This is a genomic window from Rhizobium sp. WYCCWR10014 (genome assembly GCF_001657485.1).
Classification (GTDB): Bacteria; Pseudomonadota; Alphaproteobacteria; order Rhizobiales; family Rhizobiaceae; genus Rhizobium.
The window spans coordinates 215544-234806 of the sequence record NZ_LXFU01000035.1 but is presented as its reverse complement, the minus strand read 5'-3'; the positions used below and the strand labels follow the sequence as shown (position 1 = coordinate 234806).

At 62.1% G+C, this 19263-nt stretch carries 13 protein-coding genes; 7 read left to right on the top strand and 6 right to left on the bottom strand.

Annotated elements, in window-relative coordinates; all coding sequences use genetic code 11:
- Positions 1–59 precede the first annotated feature (59 nt).
- From hemH to A6U98_RS15350, 3 genes are all read left to right on the top strand, one after another.
- A complete protein-coding gene (gene hemH, locus A6U98_RS15360) occupies positions 60–1094 on the top strand; it encodes a ferrochelatase (protein WP_064651110.1) in 1035 nt (344 codons plus the stop codon).
- Between the two features lie 183 nt (positions 1095–1277).
- Positions 1278–2318, top strand: coding sequence for an SPFH domain-containing protein (locus A6U98_RS15355; RefSeq protein WP_011653489.1), 1041 nt, complete (start codon positions 1278–1280; stop codon positions 2316–2318).
- 3 nt (positions 2319–2321) lie between these two features.
- Positions 2322–2777: an NfeD family protein gene (locus A6U98_RS15350; protein ID WP_003542867.1), complete on the top strand. Its 456-nt coding sequence runs from the start codon at positions 2322–2324 to the stop codon at positions 2775–2777.
- A gap of 28 nt (positions 2778–2805) precedes the next feature.
- Here the strand turns inward: A6U98_RS15350 and A6U98_RS15345 are convergent, their stop codons facing one another.
- Positions 2806–3801 (bottom strand): KpsF/GutQ family sugar-phosphate isomerase, encoded by a 996-nt coding sequence (locus A6U98_RS15345; RefSeq protein WP_064651108.1) that lies wholly within the window; start codon positions 3799–3801, stop codon positions 2806–2808.
- Positions 3802–3961: 160 nt separating this feature from the next.
- On the opposite strand from A6U98_RS15345, the gene A6U98_RS15340 reads away from it, so the two are divergent.
- A complete protein-coding gene (locus A6U98_RS15340; RefSeq protein WP_064651106.1) occupies positions 3962–5503 on the top strand; it encodes an outer membrane beta-barrel protein in 1542 nt (513 codons plus the stop codon).
- A 71-nt stretch (positions 5504–5574) separates the two neighbouring features.
- Here the strand turns inward: A6U98_RS15340 and galU are convergent, their stop codons facing one another.
- Positions 5575–6462 (bottom strand): UTP--glucose-1-phosphate uridylyltransferase GalU, encoded by an 888-nt coding sequence (gene galU, locus A6U98_RS15335; RefSeq protein WP_064651104.1) that lies wholly within the window; start codon positions 6460–6462, stop codon positions 5575–5577.
- Between the two features lie 204 nt (positions 6463–6666).
- On the opposite strand from galU, the gene A6U98_RS15330 reads away from it, so the two are divergent.
- Both A6U98_RS15330 and A6U98_RS15325 read left to right on the top strand, forming a co-directional pair.
- A complete protein-coding gene (locus A6U98_RS15330; RefSeq protein ID WP_064651102.1) occupies positions 6667–7890 on the top strand; it encodes a lytic murein transglycosylase in 1224 nt (407 codons plus the stop codon).
- Positions 7891–8079: 189 nt separating this feature from the next.
- Positions 8080–9294: a DUF459 domain-containing protein gene (locus tag A6U98_RS15325; protein WP_064651100.1), complete on the top strand. Its 1215-nt coding sequence runs from the start codon at positions 8080–8082 to the stop codon at positions 9292–9294.
- A gap of 144 nt (positions 9295–9438) precedes the next feature.
- Here A6U98_RS15325 and A6U98_RS15320 read toward each other — a convergent pair whose 3' ends face one another.
- The 3 genes from A6U98_RS15320 to gltB form a co-directional block, all read right to left on the bottom strand.
- On the bottom strand, positions 9439–10071 hold the full coding sequence (locus tag A6U98_RS15320) for a hypothetical protein (protein WP_064651385.1): 633 nt from the start codon (positions 10069–10071) through the stop codon (positions 9439–9441).
- A gap of 265 nt (positions 10072–10336) precedes the next feature.
- Positions 10337–11791: a glutamate synthase subunit beta gene (locus tag A6U98_RS15315; RefSeq protein ID WP_064651098.1), complete on the bottom strand. Its 1455-nt coding sequence runs from the start codon at positions 11789–11791 to the stop codon at positions 10337–10339.
- A 225-nt stretch (positions 11792–12016) separates the two neighbouring features.
- A complete protein-coding gene (gene gltB, locus A6U98_RS15310; protein WP_184499770.1) occupies positions 12017–16741 on the bottom strand; it encodes a glutamate synthase large subunit in 4725 nt (1574 codons plus the stop codon).
- Between the two features lie 538 nt (positions 16742–17279).
- Here gltB and A6U98_RS15305 point away from each other — a divergent pair.
- Entirely contained in the window at positions 17280–18332 is a 1053-nt protein-coding gene (locus tag A6U98_RS15305) for a low specificity L-threonine aldolase (RefSeq protein WP_064651096.1), read from the top strand.
- Between the two features lie 55 nt (positions 18333–18387).
- Here the strand turns inward: A6U98_RS15305 and A6U98_RS15300 are convergent, their stop codons facing one another.
- Entirely contained in the window at positions 18388–19242 is an 855-nt protein-coding gene (locus A6U98_RS15300) for a LysR substrate-binding domain-containing protein (RefSeq protein ID WP_064651094.1), read from the bottom strand.
- Positions 19243–19263: the final 21 nt, after the last annotated feature.

Genomic DNA, 19263 nt, shown 5'->3' with positions numbered 1-19263 from the left:
GAACCATGATCTCCAGGCTGCGTATGAGCCGAAGAGACAGAAAGAGCTTTGGGGTTAGAATGACAGCAGATATTTCACTCCGCCCGGCCGACCATCCGGCCGTCAAATTTGGCAAGGTCGGTGTTCTGCTGGTCAATCTCGGCACGCCTGACGGCACCGATTATACCTCGATGCGCCGCTATCTCAGGGCATTCCTCACCGATCGCCGGGTTATCGAATGGTCGCCCTGGAAGTGGTATCCGATCCTGTTCGGCATCGTGCTCAACACCCGCCCGCAGAAGGTCGGTAAGGCCTATGAGCTGATCTGGAACAAGGAGAGGAACGAAAGTTATCTGCGGACCTACACCCGCAATCAGTCGGAGCTGATGGCCGCGCGCCTGAAGGATCTTGATAACGTCAAGGTCGACTGGGCGATGCGCTACGGCACGCCGTCGATCGCCTCGCGCATCGACGCGCTGAAAGAAGAGGGTTGCGACCGTATCTTGCTCTTCCCACTCTATCCGCAATATGCGGCGGCGACGACCGCCACCGTCAACGACAAGGCCTTCCAGAAGCTGCTCTCGATGCGCTGGCAGCCGGCGCTACGCACCGTTCCCGCCTATCATGACGACGAGACCTATATCGAAGCGCTCGCCGCGTCGGTCGAAAAGCATCTTTCGACCCTCGATTGGAAGCCGGAGATGCTGCTCGCCTCCTTCCACGGCATTCCGATGTCCTATTTCAAGCAGGGCGATCCCTATTACTGTCAATGCCAGAAGACCGGCCGGCTGCTGCGCGAGCGGCTCGGGCTCACCCAGGAAAACTTCATGGTCACCTTCCAGTCCCGCTTCGGGCCGGAGGAATGGCTGCAGCCCTATACCGACAAGACCGTGGAGAAGCTCGCCAAGGACGGCGTCAAGCGCATCGCCGTCATCAATCCCGGCTTCGTCTCCGACTGTCTGGAGACGCTGGAGGAGATCGCCGAACAGGCCGCCCATTCCTTTCACGAAAATGGCGGCGAGAAATTCGCGCATATTCCCTGCCTCAACGACGGCGATGACGGCATGAAGGTGCTGGAAAAGGTCGTCCGCCGCGAATTGCAGGGTTGGGTCTGAGAGACATCTTCAGAAACCGGCATCGGACGAGTAGCTCATAACAGTCCAATGGCTTAACCGAAACGGAACCTCCTTTTCACTTGGAGCCCGGGCGGTTGCACCCTCATTTCTTCCTCGCAAAGAACGTGCTAACTCACCACATTAGTTAGGCAGGCGCGCATGCGCCGATAGGAGGAATTTTTCATGCTGTTCGGCGGCTTCGACATCGTCGTGATCGTGCTGGTCATCTTCGTGATCCTGGTGCTCTTTGCCGGGATCAAGACCGTGCCGCAGGGCTACCGCTATACGATCGAGCGCTTCGGGCGTTATACCCGCACGCTGGAGCCAGGCCTCAACCTCATCACCCCCTTCATCGAGCGCGTCGGCGCCAAGTTGAACGTGATGGAGCAGGTGCTGAACGTGCCGACCCAGGAGGTGATCACCAAGGATAATGCCTCAGTTTCGGCCGATGCAGTCTCGTTCTATCAGGTGCTGAACGCCGCCCAGGCTGCCTATCAGGTCTCCAACCTCGAAAACGCCATCCTCAATCTCACCATGACCAACATCCGCTCGGTCATGGGTTCGATGGATCTCGACGAACTGCTCTCCAACCGCGATGCGATCAACGACCGGCTGCTGCGCGTCGTCGACGAGGCCGTGCATCCCTGGGGCATCAAGGTCACCCGCGTCGAGATCAAGGACATTCAGCCGCCGCGCGACCTCGTCGATGCGATGGCCCGCCAGATGAAGGCGGAGCGCGAGAAACGCGCCCAGGTGCTGGAGGCCGAAGGCTCGCGCAACGCGCAGATCCTCAGGGCCGAAGGTGCCAAGCAATCCGCCATCCTCCAGGCCGAAGGCCAGCGCGAGGCCGCCTTCCGCAACGCCGAAGCCCGCGAGCGCTTGGCCGAGGCCGAAGCCAAGGCGACAAAGATGGTCTCTGAAGCCATCGCCGCCGGTGACATTCAGGCGATCAACTATTTCGTCGCCCAGAAATATACCGAGGCGCTCACCTCGATCGGTTCGGCGCCCAATTCCAAGATCGTGATGATGCCGATGGAAGCCTCTTCCATCCTGAGCTCGCTCGGTGGTATCGGCGCCATTGCCCGCGAAGTCTTCGGCGATGCCGGCAACAGCCCGTCAACGCCGCTGCCGGTACCGCCGCGTCCACGCCCCGCACCGGCGCGCTCGACGCCGCCGATCAATCCGTCGACCCCCAATCCTTTCAATCCCGAGCAGGAGCGCTAAGCCATGCTGGCGAAGATCGTCGCCGAACTCGGTCCGTGGAGTTGGTGGGTCGCTGGCCTCGTGCTGCTTGCCGCTGAGATGATCGTTCCCGGCTTCTTCCTGGTCTGGATCGGCCTTGCCGCCTTGATCGTCGGCGCGCTATCGCTGCTCTTCTGGGACAGCGCCTTCTGGGTCTGGGAGTTGCAGGCGATCCTTTTTGCGCTTCTCGCCGTTGCCACGACCTTCGCCGGCCGCCGGCTGACGCTGCGCAATGCGACGACCGACGAGCCCTTCCTCAACCAGCGCGGCGCCAGCCTCGTCGGCCGCACAGCGACGCTGCACGAACCGATCCGCGAAGGCCGCGGTCGCATCCGTCTTGACGATACGCTATGGCAGGTGATGGGACCGGACCTGCCCGTCGGAACGCAGGTGAAAGTGGTTTCGAGCAACGGCCGCGACCTGACGGTCGAGCCCGTCTGATCAAATAACTTTGATCAGACGAAGCTGATCAGGCGACGCCGATCCGCAACAGGTCGTGGAAATGCACCAGCCCGACGGGCCGGCGGTCGTCGTCGATGACGATCAGCGCGCCGATGTGATGCTGGTTGAGCAGCGCCAGGGCCGCGGTCGCGAGCACCGTCTGCTTCACCGTCTTCGGCGTCCGCGTCATGATGTCGTCGACGGCAAGTTCAGAGAGATTGCGCGTCAGATTGCGCGCCATGTCGCCTTCGGTGACGATGCCGCAGAGCCGCCCATCCTCATCAAGCACGCCGACGCAGCCGAAATGCTTGCGCGACAGCACCGTAATCGCCTCCGGCATCGGTGTACCCTTGGCAACGAGCGGCAGCCGCTCGCCGGTATGCATGACATCGCCGACATGCATCAGGCTCGCGCCCAGCTTGCCGCCCGGATGGAAGACGTGGAAATCCGTGGCGGTAAAGCCGCGCGCCTCCAAAAGCGCCACCGCCAGCGCGTCGCCGATTGCAAGCTGCATCAGTGTCGAGGTCGTCGGCGCCAGCCCATTGGGGCAGGCCTCCTGTTCGTTCGGCATCAGGAGGACGATATCGGCGGCGGCCGCGAGCGAGGAGCCTTCGCTGCAGGTTATCGCGATCAACGGAATTGAGAAGCGCCGCGTGAAGGAAATGATGCTCTTGAGCTCGGCGCTCTCGCCGCCTTTGGAAATCGCCAGCACGACGTCATCGCGCGCGATCATCCCGAGATCGCCGTGATTGGCCTCCGCCGCATGCACGAAAAAGGCGGGCGTTCCCGTCGAAGCGAATGTTGCCGCGAGCTTGGCGCCGATATGCCCGCTCTTGCCAACGCCGGTGACGATCACACGTCCGGAGATGTCGCCGATGACTTCGACGGCCCGCGTGAAAGGACCGGCCAATCCATTGTCAAAAGCCTGTTCGAGCGCTTCAAGACCGCGTCTTTCGGTCTCTATGGTGCGTTTTGCCGATTCGAGCACGCTGTTTTCAACGAGGTTGATCGCTCTTCTGTTCATGAAATTGCGTTAGACCTTTTCACTTTCCAAGTCCACCCCGCGCTCTTTCCGACCCGCACTCTTTCCGAATTGTGAACAGCGCCCGCCGCCGGCAACGAATGGTTAACCACAAGGCTTTACCTTTGGGTAAGAACCGAAAGCATGTCAGGCGCGAAATTGCATGGGCCAGCCAAAACAGACGAGCAGTGTGACGCCGCTCCGCGCCATGAGCCGTGCCGTCTCTTTTGCCGTGCTGGGTACCCTGCTTCTCAGCCAGACGGCAGCCTTCGCGCAGTCCGCCTCGCCGCAGCCGGCAAACGGCCGCTCCGCCGCCTCTCAGGATAATCGCGCCACCAACGATGCCGCATCCGCCGCCGGTTTCGATGACGAGACCGACGATACCGCCACGCCTGCGGCAAACGGCGCGACCGCGAACGCCGACGATGCCCAGCAGCGGCCCGCCATACCGGATGCGCAAGCAGGCGACGACATTACCGGCTCCATCCTCGACGAGGACATACGCCGGCTGAACACCCGCGAGGCGCCGATCGATGAGACGCTGCCGCGCCGCGGGGCTGCCGAGAGCGCCTCGACAGAGGAAACGCCAGGAATCCCGATCGGCACGTTCGTGCTTCGCCCGAGCGTCACCCAGAGCATCAACACCGAGACCACCAAGGACGGCAATACCAGGCAGCGGCGCGCCTTTCTCGAAACGGATGCGGCAGCGACACTGACTTCCGACTGGGGCCGGCACCAGCTGACCGTCACCTCGGAAGGCGCCTGGCAGAGGAATATCAGCGGCGAGGGCGAGGAGCAGCCTTCCTTTAAAGTCAACAGCGACCTCAGACTGGATCTTCCCGACGAGACGACCGCGCACCTGACCGCCGGCTATAATTTCTACCGTGAAGATACGGACGATCCCGACGCCATCGCCGACGCCGCGCAGCAGTCGGACGTGCAGGAATTTTCGGCCGGCGCCTCCGTTCAACGCGATTTCGGCATCCTGCGCGGCACGACGGCACTGGCACTGACCCGCTCGATCTATTCGGATGCGAAGCTTGCGAACGGCACTACCGTCGCCCTCAGCGATCGCAACCAGACGACGGGCACGCTGCGCGGCCGCGTCGGCTACGAGCTGTCTCCCGCGCTCATTCCCTTCATCGAGGCGACGATCGGCCGCTCGGTCTACGATGAAACCCGCGATTCCGCCGGTTACGAGCGTTCCGGCCATAGCTATGGCGCCAAGGCAGGCGTCGAGGTCGATCTTGGCGAAAAGCTGAAGGGTGAAGTCGGCGTCGGCTACGAGATGGCGGATTTCGAAGACAGCCGGCTGTCTTCGATCGATACCGCCACGCTCGACGCGAGCCTGCTCTGGTCGCCGATCCGCGGCACCGATGTCAATCTCGACCTGCAGACGAGCATCCAGCCCTCGACCACGGCAGGCGAAAGCGGCTACGTCTCGCACGCGTTGACGACGACGGTCACCCACCAGCTGCGCGACAACCTGGTCGGGACGATGATCGGCGGGGTCATATGGCGCGATTATCCCACGGACAGCACCATCAACGACGAGCTCGTCTATACCGCCGCGACCGGCCTGACCTGGAACATCAACCGCTATCTCGATCTGACCAGCACGCTCGGCTACGAGCTGACGACGCGCAAGGAAGGCACCGATTCGCAGCAATGGCGAGCCGGCGTCGGTCTCAAGCTGAAACGCTAGGAATGACGACCAAAATAGAACGCCGCGCATCTGTTAGGACACGCGGCGCTCTATTACGTTGAATCTACGCCTTATTTCAGGCTGGCCAGCAGTTCCCTGAAGCCGCCTTCGACGGTGGGGCGGATATCGGCGCGTTCGAGGGCGAAGGCGACGTTTGCCAGGATGAAGCCGTCCTTGGCGCCGCAGTCGTAAGTCGCGCCGCGGAAGTGGTAGCCGGCGAAATCCTGTTCCTTCAGCAGCTTCAGCATGCCGTCGGTGAGCTGGATCTCGTTGCCGGCGCCGCGCTCCTGGGTTTCGAGGATCTTGAAGATCTCAGGCTGCAGGATATAGCGGCCGTTGATGAAGAAGTTGGAAGGCGCCGTTCCCTTGGCAGGCTTTTCCACCATGCCGGTGATGCGGAAGCCGTCGCCGATCGCCTCGCCGACGCCGACGATGCCGTATTTATGCGCCTGGTCCGGTGCGCATTCCTCGACGGCGATGATATTGCCGCCGCTCTGGGCATAGAGGTCGATCATGCCCTTCATGCAGCCCTTGTCACCCTTCATGATCATATCGGGCAGCAACAGTGCGAAGGGTTCGTCGCCGACGATCTCACGGGCGCACCACACGGCGTGGCCGAGGCCGAGCGGCTCCTGCTGGCGGGTGAAGCTCACCGTGCCGGCCTTCGGCAATTGCTGGGCGAGAAGCGTAATTTCCGCCTTCTTGGCGCGCTCGCGCAGCGTCTGCTCCAGCTCGAAATGAATGTCGAAATAATCTTCGATGACGTGCTTGTTGCGTCCGGTGACGAAGACCAGATGTTCGATCCCCGCCTCGATCGCCTCGTCGACGACATATTGAATGATTGGCTTGTCGACGACGGTCAACATTTCCTTCGGAACAGCCTTTGTCGCCGGTAGGAATCGCGTTCCCAATCCGGCAACCGGAAATACTGCTTTACGAACTTTGTTGTGTTGAGCCACACCCGGCCTCCTGCTTCGATCATATCGCTTTGGAAATAGAGCTTTTTAGCTTTAACTAGTATAGAATTGCTACTGTTTTGCAAATGGTGACCGCAGCGGATCGCCATGGTAAAGAATTTGTTGACTCCGTTCCTGTAGTCTCGGGTCTGGGCGGACGTGATGCCCCGCTGCACCAGAAACTAAAGATGACGGATACGACTGTCGATGACCCAGAATCACAAAAACTCCCTTCGTGGTCTTGCTCTCGCCCTCGTTGTCGCCGTCCAGGTGACACTGGTCCCCGACAACGCGAAAGCTGATTCCCGGTTCCAGAAATGGATCGCGGATTTTTACCAGACTGCCGCTCAGAGTGGCATCAGTAAGGCAACCTATCAAAAGGCCTTTTCCGGGGTGAGCGAGCCCGATCCGACCGTGCTCGAAAAGGCTGCTTACCAGCCGGAATTCACCTCGAAGATCTGGGACTATGTCGATAGTCGCGTCAATCCCTATACCGTCAAGATCGGCCGCGAGATGGCTGCCAAGCACGCAAGGACGCTCGCTGCGATCGAGCAGCGCTTCGGCGTCGACAAGACCATTCTGCTGGCTATCTGGTCGATGGAATCGAATTACGGCGCAGTCCTCGACAAGGACGACCGGCTGCACTACGTGCCGCGCGCCCTGGCAACGCTTGCCTATGCCGATCCGAGCCGCGCCAAATTCGCCAAGAAACAGCTGGTCGCCGCGCTGAAGATCCTGCAGAACGGCGATGTGCCGGCACGCGAGATGACCGGCTCCTGGGCCGGCGCCATGGGCCACACCCAGTTCATTCCGACAAGCTATCTGCTTTATGCCATCGATGCCGACGGCAACGGCCATCGCGATATCTGGAACTCGATCCCCGACGCGCTGGCAACCTCGGCCAATCTCCTGATGAAGAACGGCTGGGATACCGGCAAGACCTGGGGCTACGAGGTCGTCGTTCCCGCAGCCGCCGCCAAGCAGGCCGGCAAGACCCATACATTGGCCCAATGGGCGGCACTCGGCCTGACACGTCCGAACGGCAAGGCCTTCCGCGAGAGCGCTACCAAAGCCGTGTTGAAGATGCCGGCCGGGGCAAGTGGCCCGGGCTTCCTGATGACCGCCAACTTCTTCACCATCAAGAACTACAATGCCTCGGATAGCTACGCGCTTGCCGTCGGCCTGCTGGCTGACCAGATCGCCGGCTACGGCGGCATGCAGCAGCGTTGGCCGCGCCCGAACGGCGCACTCGACATCACCGAGAAATTCGAGCTGCAGACGCGTCTCAAGACGCTCGGCTATTACAATGGCGAGGTCGACGGCAATTTCGGCTCGGGTTCCAAGGCGGCGATCTCGGCCGTGCAGTCTCGCATCGGCATGCAGCCGGACGGCGAGCCCTCGCTGCCGCTTCTGAACGCACTGCGCCGCTAGATCGGGATGATCCCGGCCGGAAATCTCAATCCGCATTTGAATCAAGGAAGTAGGGCATGATACCGCCCGAAAACCCGACACACTTTTCGGCATGATGCTCTACAACAGGCAGAAGCGTGACCTAGATAATAGCGGGAGTGGACGCTGGCCTGCCCTGCGTGCAAGATACCGGCAGATGCGGAACTGCCCATGACGAAGAAAACTGATCGGACCCGTAAAATCCGTTGGCTCGTGCTCGCCTTGGCGGCGGCTTCGCTATGCCTTGGCGTGTCTGCGCCGGTGCATGTCGCCGAGGCCCAGGAGCAGCGTTATCAGCGCCGGTCGATCTTCGATTTCTTCCTTGGCCGGCGCTATCTCGACGACGGCCCGCAGGCCCCTGACGTTCAGCAGCCGAGACGCCAGCAGCGCAAACGCCCGCCGGCGCAGAAAGCCATCGTCAATACCCGCACCGCGCCGCCGGTCCGCGCTCCCGTACAAGAGGAGCCGGCCGTACAAAAGCTCGGCGACGCCCGAAAGATCCTGATCGTCGGCGATTTCCTGGCCAGCGGCCTCGGCGATGGCCTCACCGCCGCCTTCGAGACCTCGCCGGGGGTCGTCGTCGAAGCCCGCGGCAACGTCTCATCGGGTCTTGTCCGCGACGATTATTACGACTGGCCGGAACAGCTGCCGAAGATGATCGACGAGTTGAAGCCGGCAATGGTCGTCGTCATGATCGGCGCCAACGACCGCCAGCAGATGGTGACCGACACCGCCAAGGAGAAATTCCGCACCGATGGCTGGTTCACCGAATACCGCCGCCGTGTCCTTTCTTTCGGCAAGGAGGTCACCGCCCGCAAGATCCCGCTGCTCTGGGTCGGCCTTCCCGCCTTCGAATCCGATTCGATGACGGCCGATGCCGTTCAGATGAACCAGCTCTACCGCAACCAGGTCGAAAGCATCGGCGGTGAATTCGTCGATATCTGGGATGGTTTCGTCGACGAAAACGGCAACTTCATCGTCACCGGTTCGGATGTGAACGGCCAGCAGGTGCGCTTGCGCACCTCCGATGGCATCAACCTTACCCAGGCCGGCCGGCGCAAGCTTGCCTTCTATGTGGAAAAACCGGCGCGGCGTCTTCTCGGCACGCAGGCAAGCCCCGATCTGGTCCGCCTCGACTCCAGCAATCTGCCCGGTCTCGGACTTCCTGCCAATCCGGTCGAACATACCGTGCCGATCAGTCTCTCCGATCCCAATCTCGACGGCGGCGCCGAGCTTCTCGGCGCCAGGCCGCCGCCTATGACTTTGACGCGATCGCCGCGTGACCTGCTTGTCGAGCAGGGCGAAATGACGCCCGCACCTCCCGGCCGCGTTGACGATTACCGGCTGCCGGCAGTTAAGGCGCCGGCCGAAGTCTCGGTCAAGTGAAGGCCGCGCGAGCATGATGCCGAAAAGTGTGAGCGGTTTTCGGACGACATCATGCTCTAACTATATAATGTAGAACAGGATTCAGATTTAGGCCGACCCGGCCTAAAATCATCCTGTTCTAGGCGGCCGTCCGCTTCGTTCGCTTTACTTCGCCGCCGCCTGCGGCCAGCTCAGATAATAGTAATTCGAGCCGATCAGGCCGAAGAAGGCGTTGCTGTCGTTCGTCTGGTCGACATAGCTGCCGTTTTCCTTGACGAAGGCGCCATCGGCGCCGCGCTCCAGATGCGCATCGAGGAAGTCGCTCCAGCCGCTGACGTCGATATCCTTGCCGGCCTTGCTCTCAGAGTCCGCCTCGTCGGGATCGTCGACATCCCACGCGGTTATCGATACGCCCTGTGTCGGATCGGTGATGGTGAGCGTGCCCGCTTCGAGGGCGGCCAGCATGTCATGGGCCTTGCCGCTCTCGCCTTCGGCCGCAGCAGCATCCTGTAGCTGCTGCTTCAGCATCGACATGAACGAAGCGCTGGTGACGTCGGCGCCGTCACCCGTCGTGTCAGCCTCGTCCGCCGTGTCGCTTTGGGCCGAAAGCGTGTCGAGCAGCCCGGAAAGGGCCTGGTTGGAAAGAAGCGAGGCAGAACTCGGATCGAGCCCGTAGCTGCTCAGAATGCTGGCGGCCGACGAACTCTGCGTGTCCTGCGCGCTGTCGTCGGAGCCGCGAAGGTTTTTCAGGGCATATTGGGCCGAAACCAGCCGCGTGCTGTCAAGTGCGGAAACCATTTGAAAATCCTTGTCGATCATTCGCGGCCTTGCGTCGCGGCCGATGGTGAAATGCGCTGCGGCCAAAACGGCGGGGCACCTCCGCTTCGGTCGCCGCCGGCTGCTTCTCAGCCCGCGTTTGGCGCAAAATCTCGCTTTCCGGCATTGCCTGAGGCTTGCGGCGCACGGCCTCCGCGTCAAGCGGTCGCACGACAGCGCGGCACGCCATGAAAAAACTCCGCCGGAGGGGCGGAGTTCGTGGTCTTCGGGAAGGTGTGACTGACGGTCAGTTCGGCAGAACGGTCGAGCCCATTAATTCCTCGTCGATGGCGCGCGCCGCCTGGCGGCCTTCACGGATCGCCCAGACCACCAGCGACTGGCCGCGGCGCACGTCGCCCGCCGTCCAGAACTTGTCGATCGAAGTCTTGTAGTCGCGGTCGTTGGCGACGACGTTGGTCGAGCCGCGCTTATCGGTGTTGAGCGTCAGCTTGCCCTCGAGCTCCTTCAGTACACTGCCGGTGAATGGCCCGCGGAAACCGATGGCGATGAAGGCGAGATCGGCCCGAATGACGAATTCCGTACCTGGAACCGGCCGCCGGCGTTCGTCGACCTCGCAGCACTTGACGCCGGTCAGCACACCGTCTTCGCCGACGAACTCAAGAGTGGCCACCTGGAATTCACGCACGGCGCCCTCGGCCTGCGAGGAAGAGGTGCGCATCTTCGTCGCCCAGAAGGGCCAGACGGCAAGCTTGTCTTCCTTCTCCGGCGGCTGTGGCCGGATGTCGAGCTGGGTGACCCTGACGGCCCCCTGGCGGAAGGCCGTGCCAACGCAGTCCGAAGCCGTATCGCCGCCGCCGACGACGACGATATGTTTGGCGCCGGCAAGGATCGGGTCCGACGGCCAGCCGACGCTGTCGATGTTCTCGCGCCCGACGCGGCGGTTCTGCTGCACCAGATAGGGCATCGCATCATGCACGCCCGCAAGGTCGGTGCCCGGAATGCCTGCCTCGCGCGGCGTCTCGGAGCCGCCGCAGTAAAGCACGGCGTCGTGATCGATGAGCATCTGCTCGACCTTGACGTCAACGCCGACATTGACACCGCAATGGAAGGTGACGCCCTCACCCTTCATCTGCTCGACGCGGCGGTCGATGAAGTTCTTCTCCATCTTGAAGTCCGGAATGCCGTAGCGCAGCAGCCCACCCGGCTTGGTCTCGCGCTCGTAGAGATGCACCTCGTGGCCGGCGCGGCCGAGCTGCTGGGCGGCCGCCATGCCGGCAGGGCCGGAGCCGATGACGGCGACCTTCTTGCCGGTATGGACCGTGGCCGGCTGCGGCCGGATGAAGCCGAGTTCATAGGCCTTGTCGGCAATTGCCTGCTCGACCGTCTTGATGGCGACCGGTGCATCCTCGAGGTTCAACGTGCAAGCTTCCTCGCAGGGTGCCGGGCAGACGCGACCGGTGAACTCGGGGAAGTTGTTGGTCGAATGCAGGTTCTGGATCGCCGCTTCCCAGTTGTTGTTGTAGACGAGGTCGTTCCAATCGGGAATCTGGTTGTGAACAGGGCAGCCGGTCGGGCCGTGGCAATAAGGGATGCCACAGTCCATGCAGCGCGCGGCCTGTTTCTGCACTTCCGGGTCCGACATCGGGATCGTGAACTCGCGGAAATGACGGATGCGATCCGACGCCGGCTGGTACTTCGCCACCTGCCGGTCGATTTCCAGAAACCCTGTTACCTTACCCATATCTTCGTCCCTTACCCTCATGACCGCCTCACCGCAGCCAATCTGTCTATCGTCAGTCCCGGTACCCGGGGCAAGTTGCTTGTCTTGACCGTCATTGGACATATCCCCTGAAAGACATCCGTGCGATCTGAACAGCTTTCGCCGTCGGTGTGATCGTCACGGGTCATCGAGATATTTTCGTCATCCGTCACCTGCAGTCAGCAGGTGACGGATGTCCGGTGCAATTCATTCCGCGGCGATGCCCATCCGGCTGCGCTCCATTTCCTCGAGCGCACGCCGGTATTCGACCGGCATGACCTTGCGGAATTTCGGGCGGTAATCGGCCCAGTTGTCCAGGATCTGCGTGGCGCGGGCCGAGCCCGTATAATGCAGATGGTTGGAGATCAGCTGGTAAAGGCGCTCCTCGTCATGGCGCGTCATGTCGCCAGAGACGTCGACGCGTCCCTTGTGCATGAGATCACCGCCGTGATGATGCAGCTTCTCCAGCATGTCGTCCTCCTCGGGCACCGGCTCAAGCTCGACCATCGCCATATTGCAGCGGCTGGCGAAATCGCCGGTTTCATCGAGCACGTAGGCGACACCGCCGGACATGCCGGCCGCGAAGTTGCGACCCGTGGCACCGAGCACGACGACGACGCCGCCGGTCATGTATTCGCAGCCATGGTCGCCGACACCCTCGACGATGGCGATCGCGCCCGAATTGCGCACCGCGAAACGTTCGCCCGCCACACCGCGGAAGTAGCATTCGCCCTCGGTCGCACCATAAAGCACGGTGTTGCCGACGATGATCGAGTCCTCGGCGACGATCCTCGAATTCTCCGGCGGCCTGATGATGATCTTGCCGCCCGAAAGGCCCTTGCCGACATAGTCGTTGCCGTCGCCGATCAGGTTGAAGGTGACGCCGCGCGCCAGGAAGGCGCCGAAGCTCTGCCCCGCCGTACCGCGAAGCGTCACATTGATCGTGTCTTCCTTCAGCCCGCGATGGCGGAAGCGCTTGGCGACCTCGCCGGAAAGCATCGCGCCCGCCGACCGGTCGACGTTCTTGATGCCGACCTCGAAGGCGACGGGCGTCTTGGCGGTCAGTGCCGGCTGAGCCTGCTCGATCAGCACGCGGTCGAGAATGTCGTCGATCGGGTGCTTCTGCCGGCTCGTCCAGAAGGTTTCTTCCTTGGGAGCGTCGACCTTGTGGAAGATGCGGCTGAAGTCGAGACCCTTCGCCTTCCAGTGGTTCAGCATCTCGTCCTTCTCCAGAAGCTCCGAGGCGCCGATGATCTCGTCAAGCCGGGTGAAGCCCAGCGAGGCGAGGATTTCGCGCACTTCGTTGGCGACGAAGAAGAAATAGTTGATGACGTGCTCCGGCGCGCCCTTGAAGCGCTTGCGCAGCACCGGATCCTGGGTCGCCACACCCACCGGACAGGTGTTGAGATGGCACTTGCGCATCATGATGCAGCCGGCGGCAATCAGCGGCGCGGTGGCAAAGCCGAACTCGTCGGCTCCAAGCAGCGCCCCGATAATGACGTCGCGGCCGGTCTTCAGCCCGCCGTCCACCTGCAGGGCGACGCGCGAGCGCAGCCCGTTCAGCACCAGCGTCTGCTGGGTCTCGGCAAGGCCGATTTCCCAAGGGCTGCCGGCATGTTTGAGCGAGGTCAGCGGCGACGCACCCGTGCCGCCGTCGAAGCCGGCGACCGTGATGTGGTCGGCGCGTGCCTTGGCGACACCGGCGGCAACCGTGCCGACGCCGACTTCAGAGACGAGCTTGACCGAAACGTCGGCGGTCGGGTTGACGTTCTTCAGATCGTAGATCAGCTGCGCCAGATCTTCGATCGAATAGATGTCGTGGTGCGGCGGCGGCGAGATCAGGCCGACACCCGGCGTCGAATGGCGGGTCTTGGCAACCGTCGCGTCAACCTTGTGACCCGGCAGCTGGCCGCCTTCGCCAGGCTTGGCGCCTTGCGCCACCTTGATCTGCAGCACGTCGGCATTGACTAGATATTCGGTGGTGACGCCGAAGCGGCCCGAGGCGATCTGCTTGATCGCCGAACGTTCCGGGTTCATCGAACCATTGGCCAGCGGTATATAGCGGTCGGATTCCTCGCCGCCCTCGCCGGTGTTCGACTTGCCGCCGATCCGGTTCATGGCGATCGCCAGCGTCGTATGCGCCTCCCTGGAAATCGAGCCGAAGGACATCGCTCCCGTCGAGAAACGCTTGACGATATCGGCGGCCGGCTCGACCTCGTCGATCGATACCGGCTTGCGGCCGAGCGCCTCGGCGCTCTTCATCTTGAAGAGACCGCGGATCGTGTTCATGCGCAGCGCCGAATTGTTCACCATATCGGCGAATTCGCGGTAGCGGTCCTCGGCATTGCCGCGCACGGCATGCTGGAGGGCTGCGACGGCATCCGGCGTCCAGGCATGGCTTTCGCCGCGCATGCGATAGGCATATTCGCCGCCGATGTCGAGCGTCGTGGCAAGAAGCGGATCGGTACCGAAGGCCGCGTTATGGCGGGCGACGGTTTCTGCGGCGATCGCCTCGAGGCCTACTCCTTCGATCATCGTCGCGGTGCCGAAGAAATACTTGTCGATCAGTTCGGACTGCAGGCCGATCGCATCGAAGATCTGCGCGCCGCAATAGGACTGGTAAGTCGAGATGCCCATCTTCGACATGACCTTGAGGATGCCTTTGCCGACCGCCTTGATGTAGCGGTAGACGATTTCGGAAGCATCCACTTCCTTCGGGAATTCGCCCTTGGCATGCATGTCGAGCAGCGTGTCGAAGGCGAGATAGGGGTTGATCGCCTCGGCGCCATAGCCGGCGAGCAGGCAGAAATGATGGACTTCGCGCGGCTCTCCGGTCTCGACGACGAGACCGACCGAGGTGCGCAGCCCCTTGCGGATCAGATGGTGATGCACGGCAGCCGTCGCCAGCAGTGCCGGTATGGCGATCCGGTCCGGCCCGATCTGGCGATCGGAGAGCACGATGATGTTGTAGCCGCCCTTGACGGCCGCTTCCGCGCGCTCGCAGAGCCGGTCGAGCATCTCGGGCATGCCTTCCGCGCCACGCTCGATATCATAGGTGAAATCGAGCGTCTTGGTGTCAAAACGGTCTTCGGTATGGCCGATTGAGCGGATCTTCTCGAGATCGCCATTGGTCAGGATCGGCTGGCGAACCTCGAGCCGCTTGGCGTTCGCCGCGCCCTCGTGGTCGAGAATGTTCGGCCGCGGCCCGATGAAGGAAACCAGGCTCATGACCAGTTCCTCGCGGATCGGGTCGATCGGCGGGTTGGTCACCTGCGCGAAGTTCTGCTTGAAATAGGTGTAGAGCAGCTTCGGCTTTTCCGACATCGCCGAGATCGGCGTATCCGTGCCCATCGAGCCGATCGCCTCCTGGCCCGTCGTCGCCATCGGCGACATCAGGATGCGTGTATCCTCGAGCGTGTAGCCGAAGGCCTGCTGCCGGTCCAGCAGCGACACGTCGCGGCGCAGCGCCCGCGGCTCCACCGGCTTCAGGTCTTCGAGGATGAGCTGGGTGCGGTTGAGCCAGCTGCGATAGGGATGCGCCGTCGCAAGCTGCGACTTCACCTCGTCGTCGGAGATGATGCGGCCTTCTTCCATATCGATCAGCAGCATCTTGCCCGGCTGCAGGCGCCACTTCTGGATGATCTTCTCTTCCGGAACCGGCAGCACGCCGGCTTCGGACGCCATGATGACGCGGTCGTCGTCGGTGACCAGGTAGCGCGCCGGCCGCAGGCCGTTGCGGTCGAGCGTCGCGCCGATCTGCTTGCCGTCGGTGAAGGCGACGGCAGCCGGCCCGTCCCAGGGCTCCATCAGCGCTGCATGATATTCGTAGAACGCCTTGCGTTCTGCCGCCATCGACTGGTTGCCGGCCCATGCCTCCGGGATCAGCATCATTACGGCATGCGCCATAGAATAACCGCCGCGCACCAGGAATTCGAGCGCATTGTCGAAGCAGGCCGTGTCCGATTGCCCCTCGTAGGAGATCGGCCAGAGCTTGGAGATGTCCTCGCCGAACAGCGGCGAGGAGACCGACGCCTGGCGCGCCGCCATCCAGTTGACGTTGCCGCGCAGCGTGTTGATCTCGCCGTTATGGGCGACCATGCGGTAGGGATGCGCGAGCTTCCACGACGGGAAGGTGTTGGTCGAGAAGCGCTGGTGCACCAGGGCGACCGCACTTTCGAAACGCGGATCCGACAGGTCCTTGTAGTAGACGCCGACCTGATAGGCCAGGAACATGCCCTTGTAGACCACCGTCGCCGACGACAGCGACACCGGATAGAAATTGCTCTCCTCGCCGTCGAATTCATCATAGATACGGTTGGAGATTACCTTGCGCAGCGTGAACAGCCGACGCTCGAACTCGTCGTTGTTTTCGGCATCCTCGCCGGCGCCGATGAAAACCTGCACATGATGCGGCTCGGTTGCGGCAATGGCCGGCGCCTTGGAGAGCGAGGAATTATCGACGGGCACATCGCGAAAGCCGATGAAGACCTGACCTTCCTCGGTGATGACATCCTTGATCACCTTCTTGAAGTGCTCGATCTGCTTTTCATCGCGCGGCATGAAGATATGGCCGACGCCATATTCGCCGACCGGCGGCAGGGTGATGCCCTGCTCGGCCATCTCCTCGCGGAAGAAACGGTCGGGGATCTGCACCAGGATGCCGGCGCCGTCACCCATCAGCGGATCGGCGCCGACGGCGCCGCGATGCGTCAGGTTCTCGAGGATGAACAGGCCATCCTTGACGATCTGGTGCGACTTCTGGCCCTTCATATGCGCGACAAAGCCGACGCCGCAGGCATCATGTTCGTTGCGCGGATCATAGAGGCCCTGTTTCTTCGGCAGGCCGGAGGCGGATTTGGAGATATTGGCCGTCGCGCGCAGCTCTGCAGCAGCAAACCGGTCAACTTCCATGGATGGCGTCTTCGTCATCATCTTTCCTCCTGTCGAAGCCCGCGGGGCCGCGGGCGGCTTTTCGTCCCGCGCCGCAACCCGAAGATAGGTTCGGCGCATGACAGCGCTGTTGCATTGTGAAGATCGGCCGCAGACATCTGCTTCAAAGGAAAGCAAACCGTCGCGTTCCGCGCCTGCCATTCGCCTCCGCGCGCCGCCCTTGAGGCTTGACGCTCGGAAGAACTATAGCGTGAAAGCCGGTCTGTTCCAGGGCTTTCGGCGCCTCTTCGGTCATAAAGGCCAAAATAGGACAGCAACACTGTCCTAATTCATCAGTTCTATGCCAGAAAGCATTCGGCTCTGCAAGAGCGCTCCGTCAAAAAACGTCAATTTGCGACGGAAGATTGCCTAGCTAGCAGCGATGACGAAAGAAAATTACGTTTCGCCGTATTATTTTGTTTATTGATTGCGTAGTTCAATTTCCGTGATGTGTCGCGGGCGACAACCTTGATCCTGTGAAGCTTTGGCGTAATGTCCGCTGCGGACCTGCCACCCCCTTCCTTTCTCACGGTTTCCCCACATGTTCTTTGCTTCCGATAACTGGGCCGGCGCCCACAAATCCATTGCCGAACGTCTGCTGACGGAATCGACCGGCTTTGCCGCCGCCTATGGCGCTGGCGATCTCGACAGAAAGGTCGAAGCCCGTTTTTCCGAGATCTTCGAGCGTGAGGTTTCGATCTTCTTCGTCGCCACCGGCACGGCCGCCAACTCGCTATCGCTGGCAAGCGTCCAGCGCCCCGGCGGCATCACCTTCTGCCATTCGGAAGCCCATGTGATCGAGGATGAATGCGGTGCGCCGGAATTTTTCTCCGGCGCCGCCCGTCTCGTTGCCGTTGACGGCGAAGCCGGCAAGATCGATCCGGGAAAGCTTTCGGCGAAGATCGCAAGCTTTCCCGAGGACGCCGTCCATCATGGCCGCGCCAGCGCCGTGACCATCACCCAGGCGACCGAGATCGGCACCGTCTATTCCCTGCCGGAGATCGGCGAGATCGCCGCCATATCAAGGAAGCGCAATCTGCCGCTCCACATGGACGGCGCCCGCTTCGCCAACGCCCTGGTCGCACTCGGCGCCACCCCGGCCGAAATGACCTGGAAGCGCGGCGTCGACATGCTGTCCTTCGGCGGCACCAAGAACGGCTGCTGGTGTGCGGAAGCGATCGTCTTCTTCAATCCGGATCAAGCCCGGGAAATGCCGTTCATCCGCAAGCGCGCCGCCCAGCTCTTCTCCAAGTCGCGTTTCATCGCCGCCCAGTTCGATGCCTATTTCGAAAACGGTCTCTGGCTCGATCTCGCTCGCCATTCGAACGGCATGGCCGACCGGCTGCGCGCCGGTATCGGCACGAGCAACTCGGCTCGCCTGTCCTGGCCGACCGCGTCCAACGAAGTCTTTGCCGTCGTCAGCAAAGGTGCCGCAAAAATTGCGGAGGAAAAGGGCGCGAAATTTTACGAATGGCCAGTCCCGGCGGCAACGCCCGAACTTGTTGCCGAAAGCGAAACCCTGATCCGCCTCGTCACCAGCTTCGCGACCACGGAAGCGGATGTGGATGGTTTTCTGAAGTGCCTGGCCGCCTGATCGCCTGCCGGTAAAGCCTGCCGGCCCGGCAGGCCTTACGGTGACGGGCAAGGACTCACGCCGACCTCAGTCCCCTCACCTTTTGTAGAATATCCTCCGACAGCGCCGAGACCAATGCCTGGTCCGCGCCCTTACGCGGCACCAGCACGAATTCCACATCCTCCAGCACCGGAAGTCTTCCCGCAGCGATCTCCTTCAGACCTGATGGTGCCATGCTGCGCGGCTGCACCAGCACGCCCATCCCGGCTCGCGCCGCTGCCGTCAACCCGCTCAGGCTGCCGCAGGTGCAGACGATCCGCCACGGCACCCCGTTTCGCCCGAGCGCTTCGAGCGCGATCACCCGTGTGACGCTCGGCGGCGGAAAGGCGATCAGCGGCAGAGGGCCTGAGACGAGCACACGCTCGGGATCGCGCGCCAGCCAGACGAGCGGCTCTCGATAGACGAGTTTTCCGCGCGCATCGCCGAGCCGACGCTTGGCGAGCACCAGATCGATCTCACCATTGTCCTGCATCTCGTAAAGCACGCCGGAAAGCGCAACCGTCAGCTCCAGGTCGACCGATGGATGTGAACGCACGAAATCCTCCAACACCGCCGGCAGCTGGCTGGTGACGAAATCCTCCGACACGCCGAGCCGCAGACTGCCGCGCAGGCTGTTGTTCTTAAATAGCGACTGTACCTGTCCCTCGATCGAAAGCATGGTGCGCGCATGCGACAGCAGCGCCTCGCCATCGCCGGTCAACATCACCTTATGGGTGTCGCGCGCCAACAGCCTGCGCCCGAGTGCCGTCTCCAGCCGCTGGATGTGCTGGCTGACCGTCGACTGCCCGAGGCCCAGCCTTTCTGCGGCGAGCGTGAAACTGCCCATCTGCTCGACGGCGACAAAACTGCGCAACTGCGAAAGGTCCAGCATGATCCAGATTCTCGATAACTG